The organism is Amycolatopsis acidiphila (assembly GCF_021391495.1).
In the GTDB taxonomy this organism is placed as follows: Bacteria; Actinomycetota; Actinomycetes; order Mycobacteriales; family Pseudonocardiaceae; genus Amycolatopsis_E; species Amycolatopsis_E acidiphila.
In genome coordinates this window covers 2,921,828-2,938,028 of sequence record NZ_CP090063.1, presented here as the reverse complement: position 1 = coordinate 2,938,028, position 16,201 = coordinate 2,921,828, and the positions used below count along the sequence as shown (strand labels likewise).

Sequence of the window (16,201 nt, the reverse complement as noted above, 5' to 3'; positions counted from 1 at the left end):
TATTCACCAGTGGCGTGCTAATCGAACAGCGCCGACTGGTCCGACCGGCCGTAGTCCGGTGGCGGACGGAGGCCGAGGTGCTCCCACGCGGCGGGGGTGGCCACCCGTCCCCGTGGAGTCCGGGCGAGCATACCCGCGCGAACCAGATAGGGTTCGCACACCTCTTCGACCGTGGTCGGCTCCTCACCCACCGCGACCGCCAGCGTGGAGACCCCGACGGGTCCGCCGCCGAACGAGTTGACCAGCGCGCCGAGCACCGCCCGGTCCAGCCGGTCCAGGCCCAGCTCATCCACATCGTAGACCTCGAGCGCGGCCCGGGTGACCGCCAGCGTGATGTGCCCGTCGGCCCTGACCTCGGCGTAGTCGCGCACGCGCCGGAGCAGCCGGTTGGCGATCCGGGGCGTGCCGCGCGAGCGGCGGGCGATCTCGGCACTGGCCTCGGCGTCGACCTCGATGCCCAGGATGGCGGCCGCACGCCGGACGACCTGGTCCAGCTCGTGGTCGGCGTAGAACTCCATCTGGCCGGTGAAGCCGAAGCGGTCGCGCAATGGGCCGGTCAGCGCGCCGGAGCGGGTGGTGGCCCCGACGAGGGTGAACGGCGCGATCTCCAGCGGGATGCTGGTCGCGCCCGGGCCCTTGCCGACGACGACGTCGACGCGGAAGTCCTCCATCGCGAGGTAGAGCATCTCCTCGGCGGGCCGGGCGATCCGGTGGATCTCGTCGATGAACAGCACGTCGCCCTCGGCGAGGTTGGACAGCATCGCGGCCAGGTCGCCCGCGCGTTCCAGCGCGGGGCCGGAGGTGATCCGGATCGCCGCGTCGAGCTCGACCGCGATGATCATCGCGAGGCTCGTCTTGCCGAGCCCGGGCGGGCCCGACAGCAGCACGTGGTCGGGCGGGACGCCGCGCCGGCGGGCGCTCTCCAGCACCAGCTCCAGCTGCTCGCGGACCCGGGGCTGACCGACGAACTCCGCCAGCCTGCGCGGGCGCAGCGTCGTCTCGACCTCGCGCTCGCCGGTCTGCGGCAGCGCCGAGAGGGTCTCGTCGGCGTCGAATTCGGTCACGCTGTCATCGTGCACGCCGGAGGCCTAGCCCTTGCGGCCGAGGGTGGTCAGGGCGGCGCGCAGCACCGTCGCGGTGTCGGCCGCCGCAGTACCACCAGTGCCCGCCAGCACCTTCTCCACCGCCTGCTCGGACTGCTTGAGCGGGAACCCGAGGCCGGTGAGCGCCTCGACGACCTCCGCGCGGACGGTCGCACCCGCGGCGGGCATCGCCTCCGCCCCGGCGCCGCCGACGGCCGTGACCTTGTCGCGCAGCTCCAGCGACAGCCGCTCGGCGCCCTTGCGGCCGATGCCCGGGACCTGGGTGAGCACGGTGATGTTGCCCTCGGCGAGCGCGGTGCGCAGCTTGTCCGGGTCGAGCACGGCGAGCGCGGCCAGCGCGAGCCGCGGCCCGATGCCGGACACGGTCTGCAGCAGGGTGAACAACTCGCGGGCGTCGGCGCCGGCGAACCCGAACAGGGTGAGCGAGTCCTCGCGGACCACGAGCGCGGTGTGCAGCCGGGTCTGCTCGCCCCGGCGCAGCGTCGCGAGCGTCGAGGGCGTGGCCTGCACCGCGAGGCCCACCCCGCCGACCTCGACGACCACGTGGTCGAGCCCGACCGATAGCACCTCCCCGCGCACCGACGAGATCATCGCGCCGCTCCCTTCATCTTCGCCGCCGCCTTGGCCGCGGCCGCGAGCCGGGCCCGGTGGGTCCTGGCCAGCTCCGCCGCGCGGGCCTCCGCCTCGGCGAGGCGGGCCCGCATCGGCTCGCGCCACAGGTGGCAGATCGCGAGGGCGAGCGCGTCCGCGGCGTCCGCCGGGTGCGGCGCGTGCGGCAGGTTCAGCAGCCGGGTCACCATGCTCGTGACCTGCGCCTTGTCCGCACGGCCGGAGCCGGTGACGGCCGCCTTGACCTCGCTCGGGGTGTGGAACACGACGGGCAGCCCGCGCCTCGCCGCGGCCAGCGCCACCACTCCCCCGGCCTGCGCGGTGCCCATCGCCGTGCGCACGTTGTGCTGGCTGAACACCCGCTCGACGGCGACGGCCTCGGGCCGGTAGCGGTCCAGCCACTCCTCGATGGCCTCGGAGACCTGCAGCAGCCGGTTCGCCAGGGAGGCGTCGACCGGCGTGCGCACGACGTCCACCGCGACGCAGCTGACCGTCCGCCCGGTCCCGCCGTCCACCACCCCGAGCCCGCATCGCGTCAGACCCGGGTCGACACCGAGCACTCGCACCTGATCCGCCTTCCTCACCCGAACACCAGTTCGGAGGCTACCGGGTCGGGTGCCGATCGCCGGACAGGACGCGCCGGGGTGAAGCCGTGTCCACTATGGACCGTCGACGCCCGGGGTCCAGCTCTCGGGGCGGCCGGAGTCGGTCAGCACGGGCTCCCACTCGGCGAAGCCCTCGGGCGCGTCGGCGCTCCACGGCCAGTGCCCCTCGGGGGTGGGGACGATGATCTGCACGGCGGGGAAGTCCCCGTCGGGGTAGACGAGGAAGGCGCTGCCGAAGTACTCGGGGTAGTGCCCGGGGTTGACGGTCTCGAAGACGACCGGCACATTCTCGAAGAAGTCTTCGTACACACGCCCGGGCTCGAACGGCCCGCCGGTGGCGGCGCGGTCGACGTAGGCGTCGAGCAGCACCTGCGCCATGTGCTCGGGCAGCCCGACGACGACGGCCTCGGGAACCTGGTGCAGCGCCCACACGCACGCGGTGAAGCAGTAGCCGGATCCCTTGTCGTCACGGGGAACCGAGATGACCGCGTTTCCCCGGCGCTCGGCCTCGGCCACGATCCACTCGAGAAGGTCGTGATCTTCGGGGGCGAGCGCCTCGGCCGTCGTCTCGGTCGTCACGGCGGCCATTGTGCCGTACCGGCCCGCGCACGCCCAGTGCCTGTCCGCAAAAAAATCCCGGCATGCCTGGCATGCCGGGATTTTCTCAGCCGAAAGTGTCAGACCTCGGCCGGCACATCGAATCTGCGCCTACACCAAAGCCTCAGACCTCGGCCAGCACCTCGTCGGGCACGTCGAAGTTCGCGTACACGTTCTGCACGTCGTCGCAGTCCTCGAGGGCGTCGATCAGCCTGAAGACCTTCTTCGCGCCCTCGGCGTCCAGCGGCACGCTGACCGACGGCAGGAAGCTCGCGTCCGCGGACTCGTAGTCGAACCCGGCGTCCTGCAAGGCCTTCCGGACCGAGACGAGGTCGGTGGCCTCGGAGACGATCTCGTAGTTCTCGCCGAGGTCGTTGACCTCCTCGGCGCCCGCGTCGAGCACGGCCATCAGCACGTCGTCCTCGGCCACGTCGTTCTTGGGCATGATCACCACGCCCTTGCGGTTGAACAGGTAGGCCACCGAGCCGGGGTCGGCGAGCGAGCCGCCGTTGCGGGTCAGCGCCGTGCGGACCTCCGACGCGGCGCGGTTGCGGTTGTCGGTCAGGCACTCGATGAGCACCGCGACCCCGTTCGGGCCGTAGCCCTCGTAGTTGATCGTCTGCCAGTCGGCGCCGCCGGCCTCTTCACCGGCGCCGCGCTTGCGCGCGCGCTCGATGTTGTCCTGCGGGACGGAGTTGCGCTTCGCCTTCTGGATGGCGTCGTAGAGCGTCGGGTTGCCTTCCGGGTCACCGCCACCGGTCCGCGCGGCGACCTCGATGTTCTTGATCAGTCTCGCGAACAGCTTGCCCCGCTTGGCATCGATGACGGCCTTCTTGTGCTTCGTGGTCGCCCACTTGGAGTGGCCGCTCATCTCTCCTCCGTGCTCTCATCGTTGCGGAGGCTTCGTGGCCGCCACTGTGACATCCCGAACCGGGAGTGGCCGCTCATCTCTCCTCCGTGCTCTCATCGTTGGAGGGTGTCTCCTCCAGTTACATCCTCTTACCCGTCGCGCACCATGCCGACGAACAGGCGGTGCACCCGCTCGTCCCCCGTGAGCTCCGGATGGAAGGCCGTGGCGAGCACCGGCCCCTGCCGGATCGCGACGATCCTAGCGGCCGCGTCCCCGGCCTCGACCGTGTCGGGCACCTGAGCCAGTATGTCCACCCCGTCGCCGGCCTTCTCCACCCAGGGGGCCCGGATGAACACGGCGTGCACCGGGCCGCCGTCGAGCCCCTGGAAATCGAGGTCTCCCTCGAAGGAGTCGACCTGCCTGCCGAAGGCGTTGCGCCGCACGACCACGTCCAGCCCGTCGAGCTGACGCTGGTCGGGGCGCCCGTCGAGGACCTGGCGGGCGAGCAGGATCATGCCCGCGCAGGAGCCGTAGGCCGGCATCCCGGCGGCGATGCGCTCGCGCAGCGGTTCGAGCAGCTCGAACGTCTCCAGCAGGCGGGACATCGTGGTCGACTCCCCACCCGGCAGGACCAGCCCGTCCACCCCGGCCAGCTCGGCCGGCCGCCGCACCGGTACCGCCCTGGCTCCGGCGCGCTCGAGCAGGCCGACGTGCTCCCGCACGTCACCCTGCAGCGCGAGCACCCCGATCAGCGGGTTCGTGGTCACGTGACCTCCTCTGTTCCACTCTATGCCGCGGACACACGGAAACGGCGTGCCCGGCGAGCCGGGCACGCCGCATCCGAGGGACTACCAGCCGCGCTCGGCGAGGCGGTGCGGCTCCGGGACGTCGTCCACGTTGATGCCCACCATCGCCTCGCCCAGGCCGCGGGAAACCTTGGCGATCACGTCCGGGTCGTCGTGGAACGTGGTCGCCTTGACGATCGCCTCGGCGCGCTTGGCCGGGTTGCCCGACTTGAAGATGCCCGAGCCGACGAACACGCCCTCGGCGCCGAGCTGCATCATCATCGCCGCGTCGGCAGGGGTGGCGATGCCGCCAGCGGTGAACAGCACCACCGGCAGCTTGCCCTTCTCCGCCACCTCGCGCACCAGCTCGTACGGCGCCTGTAGCTCCTTGGCCGCGACGTAGAGCTCGTCCTCCGGCAGCGACGTCAGCCGCTTGATCTCGCCGCGGATCTTGCGCATGTGGGTGGTCGCGTTCGACACGTCGCCGGTGCCGGCCTCGCCCTTCGAGCGGATCATCGCGGCGCCCTCGTTGATCCGGCGCAGCGCCTCACCCAGGTTCGTCGCCCCGCACACGAACGGCACGGTGAACGCCCACTTGTCGATGTGGTTGGCGTAGTCGGCGGGGGTGAGCACCTCGGACTCGTCGATGTAGTCCACCCCGAGCGACTGCAGCACCCGCGCCTCGACGAAGTGGCCGATCCGCGCCTTCGCCATGACCGGGATCGAGACGGTCTCGATGATGCCGTCGATCAGGTCCGGGTCGCTCATCCTGGCCACGCCGCCCTGCGCGCGGATGTCGGCGGGCACCCGCTCGAGCGCCATCACGGCCACCGCGCCGGCGTCCTCGGCGATCTTGGCCTGCTCGGCGGTGACCACGTCCATGATCACGCCGCCCTTGAGCATCTCGGCCATGCCGCGCTTGACACGCGCGGTGCCGCGCTCGGACACAGGGGAACCAGTGCTGGGAACTTCGGACACGGAACACGCCTTTCGGGGGCAGAACGGATGGGTTGTACACCTCGATTCTAGGTCGAGGTGGACCGCTTCCCCAGGCCAGTAAGCCTCGATTCCGGAAGGCCACTTTCGCCTCCGGGACAGGCAGACGGGTGTCCTGGTGGACACGGGGTTGCCGGGGCGTGTCCGACGGGTGTGTGATCGAGGGCACACCCGTAACAGACACCGAAGTCCCGGGAGGCCTGCTCATGGCCGAGAAGCAGTCCAGAAACGGTGATGCCGGGGCCGCGGTCGCTGTGGACGACCCCCGCAAGCTGCGCAACGTCGTCCTGGTGGGCCCGTCGGGTTCGGGCAAGACCACCCTCACCGAGGCCCTGCTCGCGGTGTCCGGCACCGTCAGCAGGGCCGGTTCCGTCACCGAGGGCACCACGGTCTGCGACCACGACCCGGCAGCGGTGCGCCAGCAGCGCTCGGTCGGCCTGTCGGTGGCCCCCGTCCGGTACCACGACGTGAAGATCAACCTCATCGACACGCCCGGATACGCGGACTTCGTCGGCGAGCTGAGAGCCGGGCTGCGCGCGGCCGACGCGGCACTGTTCGTCGTGTGCGCGGCCGAGGGCGTGGACCCGGCGACGGTCACCCTGTGGGAGGAGTGCGCTGCGGTCGGCATGCCGCGGGCGGTGGTCATCGCCCGCACCGACCACCAGCGCGCGGACATCCTCGGCGAGATCGCCGCCTGCCAGGAGGCCTTCGGTGCCGGGGTGCTGCCGCTGTACCTGCCCGCGAGCGGGGACCGGCCCGCCCTCGTCGGCCTGATCACGCAACGGCTCTACGACTACTCGAACGGCTTCCCGCCGGTGCTCGCCGAGCCCGATCCCGCGGACCTGGACCGGATGACCGAGGCCCGCAACGAGCTGATCGAGGGGGTCATCGCCGAGAGCGAGGACGAGGGCCTGATGGACCGCTACCTCGGCGGCGAGGAGATCCCCGAGGCCACGCTGATCGCCGACCTGGAGACCGCGGTCGCCCGCGGCACGTTCCACCCGGTCATCCCGGTGTGCGCGACCAGCGGGCTCGGCCTGGCCGAGGTGCTCGACGGGATCGCCCGCGCGTTCCCGTCGCCGCTGGAGCATCCGCTGCCCGAGGTCAGCTCGGTCGGCGGAGGCCCGCACGACGAGCTGCGGGCCGACCCGGCCGGGCCGCTGGCGGCGGAGGTGGTGCGCACGGCGGTGGACTCCTACGTCGGCCGGGTCTCGCTGGTCCGCGTCTTCTCCGGCACGCTGCGCCCGGAGCGGCCGGTGCACGTCTCGGGGCACGGCCTCGCCGAGCGGGGTCACGACGACCACGACGCCGACGAGCGCGTCGCGCACCTGTACTCGCCGCTGGGCGCGAACCTGCGCGAGGTGCCCTACTGCGTGGCCGGCGACCTCTGCGCGCTGACCAAGATCGGCTCGGCGGAGACCGGGGACACGGTGTCCTCGCCGGAGGACCCGCTGCTGATGCGGCCGTGGACCATGCCGGAGCCGCTGCTGCCGGTGGCGATCGTCGCGCACAACCGCAGCGACGAGGACACCCTGGCGCGCAACCTGTCCCGGCTCGTGGCGGGCGACCCGACACTGCGCCTGGAGCGCAACGCGGAGACCAGCCAGCTGGTGCTGTGGTGCATGGGCGAGGCGCACGCGGACGTCGTGCTGTCGCGGCTGCGCGCGGGCGGCGCCGAGGTCGACACCGAACCGGTGAAGATCAGCCTGCGCGAGACGTTCGCGAGCCCGGCGAAGGGCCACGGGCGGCATGTGAAGCAGTCCGGCGGGCACGGTCAGTACGCCGTGTGCGACATCCAGGTCGAGCCGCTGCCCCGCGGCGGGGGCTTCGAGTTCGTGGACCGGGTCGTCGGCGGCTCGGTGCCGCACCAGTTCATCCCGAGCGTGGAGAAGGGCGTGCGCGCGCAGCTGCAGCGCGGGCTGTCCTCGGGGAACCCGGTGGTCGACATCCGGGTGACGCTGGTGGACGGCAAGGCGCACAGCGTCGACTCCTCCGACGCGGCGTTCCAGACCGCCGGGGCGATGGCGCTCAAGGACGCCGCCGCGAACAGCCGGATCTCATTGCTGGAGCCGGTCGACGAGGTGACGGTGCTGCTGCCGGACGAGCATCTGGGCAGCGTGCTGGGCGACCTCTCGTCACGCCGCGGGCGGGTGCTGGGCACCGAGGCGGCACAGGGCGGGCGGACGCTCGTGCGTGGCGAGGTGCCGGCGACGGAGCTGCTGCGGTACGCCACCGACCTGCGGTCGCTGAGTTCGGGCACGGCCACGTTCACCCGGCGGCACGCGCGCTTCGACCTGATGCCGGAAGGAGTCCGGACCGGCTGAGGTCGCCCGCGGCGGATGCGCTGCGGGCGGCGGTCAGAACTCGAACCCGCCCGGGCGCCCGTTGCGGTCGGCCACCAGCCCGGCCAGCGTCGCGAGCGCGATCTCGGGCGGGGTCCGCGAGCCGATGTTGAGCCCGATCGGCCGGTGCACCCGGTCGATCTGCTCGGCCGCCACGCCGAGCTGCTTGAGCGCTTCCACATGCGGCCCGGCGTGGTGCGGGTTGCCCATCACGCCGACCCAGCGGACCGGGTGGGCGAGCACGTCCCGCAGCACCTCGCCGAGCTCGTCGCGGTGGTGGTCGGTCACCACGACGTCGGCCGTGCCGTCCAGCTCGGGCAGCTCGCCGTCCTTCGGGTCGTGCAGCACCGTGCGGTAGCCGAGGTCGCTGCCGTACTTCAGCAGGTACTCGGCGACGGGCGTGGCGAACACGGCCACGAGCGTGCGGGTGTCGGTCCGCGGTTCGGCTTCGCCGTGCGCCACGGCGCAGGAAGGGTCGGTCATGGTGCCGAGTCTGCCACTCAGAGCACGGGTTCCACGATCTCGAAGTACGACGGCTGTGCCGCGGTCCCGGCCAGCTTGAAGTAGCGCACCTTGCGCCGCCGCCGCAGGGCGAGCGTGTCGCGGACCGCGTCGTTGTGCACCCGCCGGGCGATCACGACCCGGTGCTCGGCGTCGGCGAGCTCGCCGGCCAGCCGGGACGGCAGCAGGTCACGCTCGACGGCGGCGAGCAGCTTGGTCAGTTCGTTCTCGGCGTCCTCGCGCTCGGCCCGGGGCGCCGCCTCGGCGGCGTCGGCCGCCTGCAGCACCGCCGTGGCCTCGGCTCCGCCGAGCGCGCCCGCGGCGACTGTCCTGGCGACCACCGCGCGCCGCGCGAGCGCCGCGTCGAGCGCGGCCCAGGCCGCGTCCAGGCGGACGTGCAGGCGATCCAGCCGGTTGGCGGTCGCGACCAGGAAGAGCCCGCCGAGCACGATGACGGCGGCGAGGACGGCGAGCAGCGCCACGAACCAGCTCACGGGGACACCTCCGCCGCGCTGACCCGCCGTGGGTCGGCGGCCACGGCCGCCTCGTAGACCCGCAGCACCTGGGTCACCACGACGGACCAGTCGTAGATCGCCACCCGCTCCCCCGCCGCGGCCGCCAGCGAGCCGCGGCGAGTGGGGTCGGTGAGCAGGTCACGCAGGGCCTCGGCCAGCGCGCCGGGGTCGCCGGGCGGGAAGAGCACCCCGGCCCGGCCGTCGTCGAGCACGCGGCGGAAGGAGTCCAGGCCGCTCGCGGCGACCGCGGTGCCCGCGGCCATCGCCTCGGTGAGGATCATCCCGAAGCTCTCGCCGCCGAGGTTGGGCGCGCAGTAGACGTCGACGCTGCGCAACGCGCGGGCCTTGGTCGCGTCGTCGACCTGGCCGAGCAGCTCGATGTGCGGGGCCAGCAGCGGCCCGGCCATCCGCCGCAGCTCCTCCGGCTCGCCGCGCCCGACCACCAGCAGCTTCAGCTCCGGGAACTCCGGCAGGATCCGGCGCGCGGCTTCGAGCAGGACGGCCATGCCCTTGCGTGGTTCGGTGAACCGGCCGACGAAACCGAGCGTGCCGCCCGCGCGCGGGTAACCGTCCAAAGGGGACGCTCGGGCGAACAGGTCCGCGTCCACGCCGTTGGGGATCTCGACGGCGTCGCCGCCGGCGTGCTCGACCTGAACCCGGCGCGCCAGCGCGGAGACGGCGATCCGCGCGGTGATCTTCTCCAGCAGCGGCCGCAGCACGGGCTGGAACGCCGAGAGCGTGCGCGAGCGGGGCGTCGAGGTGTGGAAGGTCGCGACGATCGGCCCGTCGGCGACCTTCAGCGCGAGCAGGGACAGGCTCGGCGCGGCGGGTTCGTGCAGGTGCAGGACGTCGAAAGCACCCTCCCGCAGCCACCGGCGCACACGCGCGTAGGACACCGGCCCGAACTGCAGGCGCGCGACCGACCCGTTGTACGGGATGCCGAGCGCCTTGCCCGCCGGGTGCACGAACTCCGGCAGGTCCGCGTCCTCGTCGGCGGGGGCGAGCACCGAGACCTCGTGCCCGCGCGCGATGAGCGCGCGCGCGAGGTCGACCACGTGCCCCTGCACACCGCCGGGGACGTCGAACGAGTAGGGACAGACGATGCCGATCTTCACCCGGCCGCCGCCTCCTCCGCGGGCCGCGGCTCGGCGGCGTCGAAGTCGGCGGTCCACAGCTTCTGCATCATGTGCCAGTCCGTGGGATGCGCGGCGATGTCACCGGCGAAGATGTCGGCCATCGCCTGAACCGCGGCGGGGATCTCGGCCCGCGCGGTGACCCGGATGCGCGGGTGCACCCGCACGCCCCAGCCGTCGTCGGTGAACCACATGCCCACCGGCAGCAGGGCGGCACCGGTGCTCACCGCGAGCCGGGCCGCGCCCGCCGGCATCCTGGTGCGCTCGCCGAAGAACTCGACCGGCACGCCCGAGCCGGTCAGGTCCCGGTCCCCCACCAGGCAGATGACCTTGTTCTCGCGCAGGCGCTGCAGCAGCAGCCGGAACGAGCCGGTGCCCCCGGACGCGGACAGGATCTCGAACCCGAGCGACTCGCGGAACCCGACGAACCGGCGGTAGACCGAGTCGGGCCGCAGCCGTTCGACGACCGTGGTGAACGAACCCGCGTAGCCGACCATCCACAGGCCCGCCGCGTCCCAGTTGCCCGAATGCGGCAGCACGCACACGGCGCCGTTGCCCTCGGCCAGCGCGGCGTCGATGTTCTCCACCCCGGTGATGGCCTCGTCGACCTTGTACCGGACGTCGTCGTGGTCCATCGCGGGCAGCCGGAACAGCTCCTGCCAGTACCGGGCGTAGGACCGCAGCGCGCGGCGGGTCAGCTCGTCCAGCTCGGCCGGGCCCGCCTGCGGCACCACCCGGGTCAGGTTCTTCCGCAGCTGGCGCACGCCCGGCCCGTCCCGGCGGGCGGCGAAGTCGGCACCCAGCCCGAACGCGGCCCCGGCCAGCCCCGGCGGCAGCCGGCGGACCAGCTGCCAGCCGGCGGCGTAGCCGAGATCGCTCGCGCGCTGGGCGAAACCGCTCACGGATGCGCCTCCCGGGCAGAGGCGGCGAGGGCGACCATCCGCTGCCCCAGGGTCACCGCGGACAGCAGCGCGAGCAGCCACTGGGTCGCCTCGACCGCGTACGGCACGTGCAGGCCCTGCAGTCCGGTGCCGACGAGCGCGATGATCAGCCGCTCGGCACGCTCGATGAGCCCGCCGTCGGCCGACAGCCCGGACGCCTCCGCGCGGGCCTTGATGTAGGAGATGACCTGCCCCAGCACCAGGCACACCAGCGCGGCGCCCGCGGCACGCAGGTTGCCCCACTCGACGAAGCACCACCAGGCGATCGCGCCGAACAGGGCACCGTCGACCAGCCGGTCGCACGTCGCGTCCAGCGCCGCGCCGAACGGGGTGCCGTGCCCGCGGGCGCGCGCGATGGCGCCGTCGAGCAGGTCCAGCATGGCGAAGCCCCACACCGTGAAGGTGCCCCAGAGCAGCAGGCCCGCGGGGAAGAAGCCGATGGCGCACGCGATGGCGCCGGTGGTGCCCAGCACCGTCATGACGTTCGGCGTGACCCCGGCGCGCAGCAGCACGCGGGCGAGTGGATCGAGGGCGCGGGACACCGACGCGCGCGCGAAGATGTTCAGCATCAGATCTGCGGGGAGGAGGAGTCGGCCGGCTTGCTCATCGCTGTCAACGTCACCTGGCTGCGTGATAGGAGTTGGTCCGAGCGCAGCCTATCGACCCGCCACCAGGCATTAACGCCCCGGCGCACCCAATGGGGACGATCAGCGTGCCGAGCGGGTCTCGACGGCCTCCGTCTCGGCCATCGCGGCAGCGCAGCGGGGGGTCAGCCCGTCACGGATCGCGTCGGTGATCTCACCGAGCGTCTTGACCTGATCGGGGGACAGCACGTCGAAGAGCGCTTCGCGGACGGCGGCGACGTGCCCGGGCGCCGCGGCCTCGATCGCCGCGAACCCCTCGGCGGTCAGCGTCGCGAACGCGCCCCGCTTGTCGGTGGGGCACTCGTCACGGCGGACCCAGCCGTTCTCCTCGAGCCTGGCCACCGCGTGGGAGAGCCTGCTACGGGAGGACCGGCACCGCTCGGCCAGCTCGCTCATCCGCAGCGTACGGCCGGGGGTCTCGGACAGCACGACGAGCACCTGGTAGTAGGTCTGCGGCATGCCCGAGTCGCGCTGCAGCCGACTTTCGACGTGGCCGCGCAGCATCTCCACGGCCTCCATGAAGCCGCGCCAGACGCGCTGCTCCTCGTCGCTGAGCCATCGGGTTCCCACCATACGGACAATTCTACCTCTAGTTGAGCGCTCAACTTAAGTTGGTACAGTTCGGTTGAGGGCTCAACAGTAAGCCACCCGAAGCAGAGGGAGTTCAGCATGACCGCGTCCACCACCGAGATCCCCGGTTACACCGCCGGCACCTGGACCATCGACGGCACCCACTCCGACGTGACCTTCACCGTGCGCCACCTGGGCGTGTCGAAGGTGCGGGGGCGCTTCGACCAGGTCGAGACCACCATCGTGACGGCGGAGAACCTGTCGGACTCGAAGGTGACCACGACGATCCAGGCCGCGAGCATCGACACCAACAACGAGCAGCGCGACGCGCACGTGCGCAGCGCCGAGTTCCTGGACGTCGAGCAGTTCCCGACCATCACCTTCACCTCGACCGGCATCCGCGTCGAGGACGGCGAGTACTTCATCGACGGCGAGCTGACCATTCACGGCGTCACCAAGCCGGTCACCCTCGCGGCCGACCTGGGCGGCTTCGGCGACGGCATGGCCCCGGGCAGCAAGGTGCTGGGCGTCTCCGCCTCGACCGAGATCAGCCGCGGCGAGTTCGGCGTCGGCGGTTCGCTGCCCGCCGCCGTGGTGAGCGACAAGATCAAGATCGAGCTGGACATCGAGGCCGGCCTGCAGGCCTGAGCCCCGCCACGAACCGGCCGGTTTCCCGGAGGGGGAAGCCGGCCGGTTCTCGTTTGCGGCGGCTCACTTCCAGGCGTCGGCCAGCAGTGTGCGCGTCTCGCCCAGCAGCTGCGGCAGCACCTTCGTGTGCCCGATCACCGGCATGAAGTTCATGTCGCCGCCCCAGCGGGGGACGACGTGCTGGTGCAGGTGCGCGGCGATGCCGGCACCCGCGACCGGGCCCTGGTTCATCCCGATGTTGAACCCGTGGGCCCCCGACACCGAGCGGATCACCTTCATCGCGTGCTGGGTGAACTCCGCCAGCTCGGCGGTCTCCTCCCGGCTCAGGTCCGGGTAGTCGGCGACGTGCCGGTACGGCAGCACCATCAGATGCCCCGGGTTGTACGGGTACAGGTTCAGCACCGCCCACACGTGCTCGCCGCGCGCGATGATCAACGCGTCCTCGTCGGGCAGGGCGAGCAGCCTGCAGAACGGGCAGCCCTCCGCCTCGTCGCCCTCGGGCTTGTCCTGCCCCTGCACGTACGCCAGCCGGTGCGGGGTCCACAGCCGCTGGAGCGCGTCCTGCACTCCCACCCCGTCCTGCGGCACGAGTTCGGGCTCGCTCACCCGAGGACCGCCCCGAACGCCTCGGCGGTCGGCGAGGTGTTCTCGCGGCGGGCGACCCAGCCCGCGATCGCCTCGACCGCGTCGGCCACCGGCACGGAGTTGAGCTGCCCGCCGTCGCGGAAGCGGAACGACACCGCGCCCGCCTCGACGTCCTTGCCGCCCGCCAGCAGCAGGAACGGCACCTTCTGCGTGGTGTGGTTGCGGATCTTCTTCTGCATCCGGTCGTCGCCCGTGTCGACCTCGGCGCGGATGCCCTTGGCGCGCAACGCCTTCTGGACCCCGCGCAGATGGTCCGCGTGCTCGTCGGCGATCGGGATGCCGACCACCTGCACCGGTGCGAGCCACGCCGGGAACGCGCCCGCGTAGTGCTCGGTGAGCACCCCGAAGAACCGCTCGATCGAGCCGAACAGCGCGCGGTGGATCATCACCGGCTGCTGCCGCGTGCCGTCGGCGGCCTGGTAGCTCAGCTCGAACCGCTTGGGCTGGTTGAAGTCCAGCTGGATCGTCGACATCTGCCAGGAACGGCCGATCGCGTCCTTGGCCTGCACGGAGATCTTCGGCCCGTAGAAGGCCGCGCCACCGGGGTCAGGCACCAGCTTCAGCCCGGAGGACTCCGCCGCGACGCGCAGCGCCTCGGTGGCCTCCTCCCACTCCTGCGGCTCCCCCATGAACTTGTCCGAGTCGCCGCGGGTGGACAGCTCGAGGTAGAAGTCGTCCAGGCCGTAGTCGCGCAGCAGGTCCAGCACGAAGCTCAGCAGCGAGCGCAGCTCGCCCTGCATCTGCTCCTTGGTGCAGTAGATGTGCGAGTCGTCCTGCGTCATCCCGCGCACCCGGGTGAGGCCGTGCACGACGCCGGACTTCTCGTACCGGTACACCGACCCGAACTCGAACAGCCGCAGCGGCAGCTCCCGGTAGGAGCGCCCGCGCGAGCGGAAGATCAGGTTGTGCATCGGGCAGTTCATCGCCTTGACGTAGTAGTCCGCGCCCTCGAGCTGCATGGGCGGGAACATGCCGTCGGCGTAGTGCGGCAGGTGCCCGGAGGTCTCGAACAGCGTGCCCTTGCTGATGTGCGGGGTGTTGACGAACTCGTAGCCGTGCTCTTCGTGCTTCTGCCGCGAGTACGCCTCCAGCTCGCGCCGGATGATGCCGCCGCGCGGGTGGAACACCGGCAGGCCCGAGCCCAGCTCGTCCGGGAAGGAGAACAGGTCCAGCTCGGCGCCGAGGCGGCGGTGGTCGCGCCGCTCGGCCTCGGCGAGCATCTCCAGGTACGCGTCCTGCGCCTCCTGGGACTCCCACGCGGTGCCGTAGATCCGCTGCAGCTGCGGGTTCTTCTCGTCGCCACGCCAGTAGGCGGCGGCCACCCTGGTCAGCTTGAACGCCGGGATGTACTTGGTGGTGGGCACGTGCGGCCCGCGGCACAGGTCGCTCCAGACCCGCTCCTTGGTGCGCGGGTCGAGGTTGTCGTAGATCGTCAGCTCGCCGGCGGGGTTGCTGTCGACCTCCATCACCTCCGCGGTGTCCACTGTGTCCACATCGGACTTGAGGTCCACCAGCTCGAGCTTGAACGGCTCTTCGGCCAGCTCCTCGCGCGCCGCCTCGACCGACTCGAGCACGCGCCGGGAGAACTGCTGCGCCCCCTTGATGATCTGCTTCATGCGCTTCTCCAGCGCCTGCAGGTCCTCGGGGGTGAACGGGGTGTCGACGCCGAAGTCGTAGTAGAAGCCGTCCCGGACCGGCGGGCCGATGCCCAGCCTGGCCTTCGGGAACTGCTGCTGGACGGCCTGGGCGAGCACGTGCGCCGCCGAGTGCCGGATGACGCTGCGGCCGTCCTCGGTGTTCGCGGCGACGACCTCGACCCGGGTCTCCGCCTCGGGCGCCCACGCCAGGTCGCGCAGCCGGCCGCCGGGGTCCCGGACGACGACGACCGCGTCCGGGCCCTTGGTGGGCAGCCCCGCCTCGCGTACCGCGGTGCCGGCCGTGGTCCCGGCCGGCACCACCACGCTGGCGGCGGGTGCGGCGGCGGCGGACGACGGCTGGTTCACGATGGGCTCCTTCGAACGAAGTGGTGACCCATCGATGCTATCCGCCGTCCGCCGTTCCGTTTTCGCGAGGGACCGCTCAGACGGTCTCGACGACCTCGTCGTAGTCCAGCCGCGGCAGGCGGTCGTACCAGGGGTTGTCGCCGGGCTTGCCGACGTTCACCACGACGAGCGACTTCCACTTGGTGTCGGCGAAGAACTCGGCGTCGACGCCGTCGTTGTCGAAGCCGGTCATCGGGCCGGCGGCCAGGCCCGCGGCCCGCACGCCGATGATGAAGTAGCCCACCTGCAGCAGCGAGTTCAGCCGCGCGAAGCCCTCGCGGCCCGCCTCGTCGGCGAAGTTGTCCTTGGCGTTCGGCGCGTGCGGGAAGGTCTTGGGCAGGTTCTCGTGGAAGTCGGTGTCGGCGGCCAGCACCACGGTCACCGGGGCACTCGCGGTCTTGGCGCGGTTGCCCTCGGACATGTGCCGCAGCAGCCGCTCCCTGCCCTCGGCGGTGCGCACCACCAGCGCACGCAGGGGCTGGGTGTTCATCGAGGTCGGGGCCCACTTCACCAGGTCGTAGATCGCCTGCAGCTGCTCGTCGCTCACCGCCTCGTCGCTGAAGCTGTTCGCCGTGCGCGCTTCGCGGAACAACAGGTCCTGGACGTTCTGCGGGACGTGCAGCGCATCGGCCAGGCTGGCGGTGGAGGTCATCGGTTCTCCCTCGGAGGTCGGTG

18 protein-coding genes are annotated in these 16,201 nt (G+C 71.8%); 2 read left to right on the top strand and 16 right to left on the bottom strand.

The window, feature by feature from the left end; all coding sequences use genetic code 11:
* Nucleotides 1-17 precede the first annotated feature (17 nt).
* The 7 genes from ruvB to pdxS all read right to left on the bottom strand — a co-directional run bounded on the left by ruvB (nucleotide 18) and on the right by pdxS (nucleotide 5,527).
* Nucleotides 18-1,064, bottom strand: coding sequence for a Holliday junction branch migration DNA helicase RuvB (ruvB, locus tag LWP59_RS14235; protein ID WP_144634250.1), 1,047 nt, complete (start codon nucleotides 1,062-1,064; stop codon nucleotides 18-20).
* Nucleotides 1,065-1,088: 24 nt separating this feature from the next.
* Entirely contained in the window at nucleotides 1,089-1,694 is a 606-nt protein-coding gene (gene ruvA / locus LWP59_RS14230) for a Holliday junction branch migration protein RuvA (RefSeq protein WP_144634247.1), read from the bottom strand.
* The gene (gene ruvC, locus LWP59_RS14225) at nucleotides 1,691-2,278 is read right to left on the bottom strand and encodes a crossover junction endodeoxyribonuclease RuvC (protein ID WP_144634595.1); all 588 of its coding nucleotides are present in this window, start codon (nucleotides 2,276-2,278) and stop codon (nucleotides 1,691-1,693) included. The genes ruvA and ruvC overlap by 4 nt, the downstream gene beginning before the upstream one ends.
* A 93-nt stretch (nucleotides 2,279-2,371) precedes the next feature.
* Nucleotides 2,372-2,905, bottom strand: a complete 534-nt coding sequence (locus LWP59_RS14220) for a DUF4262 domain-containing protein (RefSeq protein ID WP_144634244.1) — start codon at nucleotides 2,903-2,905, stop codon at nucleotides 2,372-2,374.
* A 133-nt stretch (nucleotides 2,906-3,038) separates the two neighbouring features.
* Nucleotides 3,039-3,785 (bottom strand): YebC/PmpR family DNA-binding transcriptional regulator, encoded by a 747-nt coding sequence (locus LWP59_RS14215; protein WP_144634240.1) that lies wholly within the window; start codon nucleotides 3,783-3,785, stop codon nucleotides 3,039-3,041.
* 128 nt (nucleotides 3,786-3,913) lie between these two features.
* Nucleotides 3,914-4,531 carry a pyridoxal 5'-phosphate synthase glutaminase subunit PdxT gene (gene pdxT / locus LWP59_RS14210; RefSeq protein ID WP_144634237.1) on the bottom strand — a complete coding sequence of 206 codons (618 nt, stop codon included), beginning with the start codon at nucleotides 4,529-4,531 and terminating at the stop codon, nucleotides 3,914-3,916.
* 81 nt (nucleotides 4,532-4,612) lie between these two features.
* The gene (gene pdxS, locus LWP59_RS14205) at nucleotides 4,613-5,527 is read right to left on the bottom strand and encodes a pyridoxal 5'-phosphate synthase lyase subunit PdxS (RefSeq protein ID WP_144634234.1); all 915 of its coding nucleotides are present in this window, start codon (nucleotides 5,525-5,527) and stop codon (nucleotides 4,613-4,615) included.
* Between the two features lie 224 nt (nucleotides 5,528-5,751).
* Between pdxS and LWP59_RS14200 the strand changes: the two genes are divergently transcribed.
* The gene (locus LWP59_RS14200) at nucleotides 5,752-7,869 is read left to right on the top strand and encodes an elongation factor G-like protein EF-G2 (protein ID WP_144634231.1); all 2,118 of its coding nucleotides are present in this window, start codon (nucleotides 5,752-5,754) and stop codon (nucleotides 7,867-7,869) included.
* Nucleotides 7,870-7,902: 33 nt separating this feature from the next.
* Here the strand turns inward: LWP59_RS14200 and LWP59_RS14195 are convergent, their stop codons facing one another.
* From LWP59_RS14195 to LWP59_RS14170, 6 genes are all read right to left on the bottom strand, one after another.
* Nucleotides 7,903-8,370 (bottom strand): XdhC family protein, encoded by a 468-nt coding sequence (locus LWP59_RS14195; RefSeq protein WP_144634228.1) that lies wholly within the window; start codon nucleotides 8,368-8,370, stop codon nucleotides 7,903-7,905.
* Between the two features lie 17 nt (nucleotides 8,371-8,387).
* The gene (locus LWP59_RS14190) at nucleotides 8,388-8,882 is read right to left on the bottom strand and encodes an NUDIX hydrolase (protein WP_144634225.1); all 495 of its coding nucleotides are present in this window, start codon (nucleotides 8,880-8,882) and stop codon (nucleotides 8,388-8,390) included.
* The gene (locus LWP59_RS14185) at nucleotides 8,879-10,018 is read right to left on the bottom strand and encodes a glycosyltransferase family 4 protein (protein WP_144634222.1); all 1,140 of its coding nucleotides are present in this window, start codon (nucleotides 10,016-10,018) and stop codon (nucleotides 8,879-8,881) included. The genes LWP59_RS14190 and LWP59_RS14185 overlap by 4 nt, the downstream gene beginning before the upstream one ends.
* Entirely contained in the window at nucleotides 10,015-10,938 is a 924-nt protein-coding gene (locus LWP59_RS14180) for a phosphatidylinositol mannoside acyltransferase (protein WP_144634219.1), read from the bottom strand. Before LWP59_RS14180 ends, LWP59_RS14185 begins: the two co-directional genes overlap by 4 nt.
* Nucleotides 10,935-11,546 carry a phosphatidylinositol phosphate synthase gene (pgsA, locus tag LWP59_RS14175; RefSeq protein ID WP_144634216.1) on the bottom strand — a complete coding sequence of 204 codons (612 nt, stop codon included), beginning with the start codon at nucleotides 11,544-11,546 and terminating at the stop codon, nucleotides 10,935-10,937. Before pgsA ends, LWP59_RS14180 begins: the two co-directional genes overlap by 4 nt.
* Before the next feature lie 138 nt (nucleotides 11,547-11,684).
* The gene (locus tag LWP59_RS14170; RefSeq protein ID WP_144634213.1) at nucleotides 11,685-12,194 is read right to left on the bottom strand and encodes a MarR family winged helix-turn-helix transcriptional regulator; all 510 of its coding nucleotides are present in this window, start codon (nucleotides 12,192-12,194) and stop codon (nucleotides 11,685-11,687) included.
* 96 nt (nucleotides 12,195-12,290) lie between these two features.
* Between LWP59_RS14170 and LWP59_RS14165 the strand changes: the two genes are divergently transcribed.
* The gene (locus LWP59_RS14165) at nucleotides 12,291-12,839 is read left to right on the top strand and encodes a YceI family protein (protein WP_144634210.1); all 549 of its coding nucleotides are present in this window, start codon (nucleotides 12,291-12,293) and stop codon (nucleotides 12,837-12,839) included.
* A gap of 63 nt (nucleotides 12,840-12,902) precedes the next feature.
* Here LWP59_RS14165 and LWP59_RS14160 read toward each other — a convergent pair whose 3' ends face one another.
* The 3 genes from LWP59_RS14160 to LWP59_RS14150 form a co-directional block, all read right to left on the bottom strand.
* A complete protein-coding gene (locus tag LWP59_RS14160; RefSeq protein WP_144634207.1) occupies nucleotides 12,903-13,445 on the bottom strand; it encodes an HIT family protein in 543 nt (180 codons plus the stop codon).
* Nucleotides 13,442-15,487: a threonine--tRNA ligase gene (thrS, locus tag LWP59_RS14155; RefSeq protein ID WP_144634204.1), complete on the bottom strand. Its 2,046-nt coding sequence runs from the start codon at nucleotides 15,485-15,487 to the stop codon at nucleotides 13,442-13,444. The genes LWP59_RS14160 and thrS overlap by 4 nt, the downstream gene beginning before the upstream one ends.
* A 76-nt stretch (nucleotides 15,488-15,563) precedes the next feature.
* Entirely contained in the window at nucleotides 15,564-16,178 is a 615-nt protein-coding gene (locus LWP59_RS14150) for a malonic semialdehyde reductase (RefSeq protein WP_144634201.1), read from the bottom strand.
* Nucleotides 16,179-16,201: the final 23 nt, after the last annotated feature.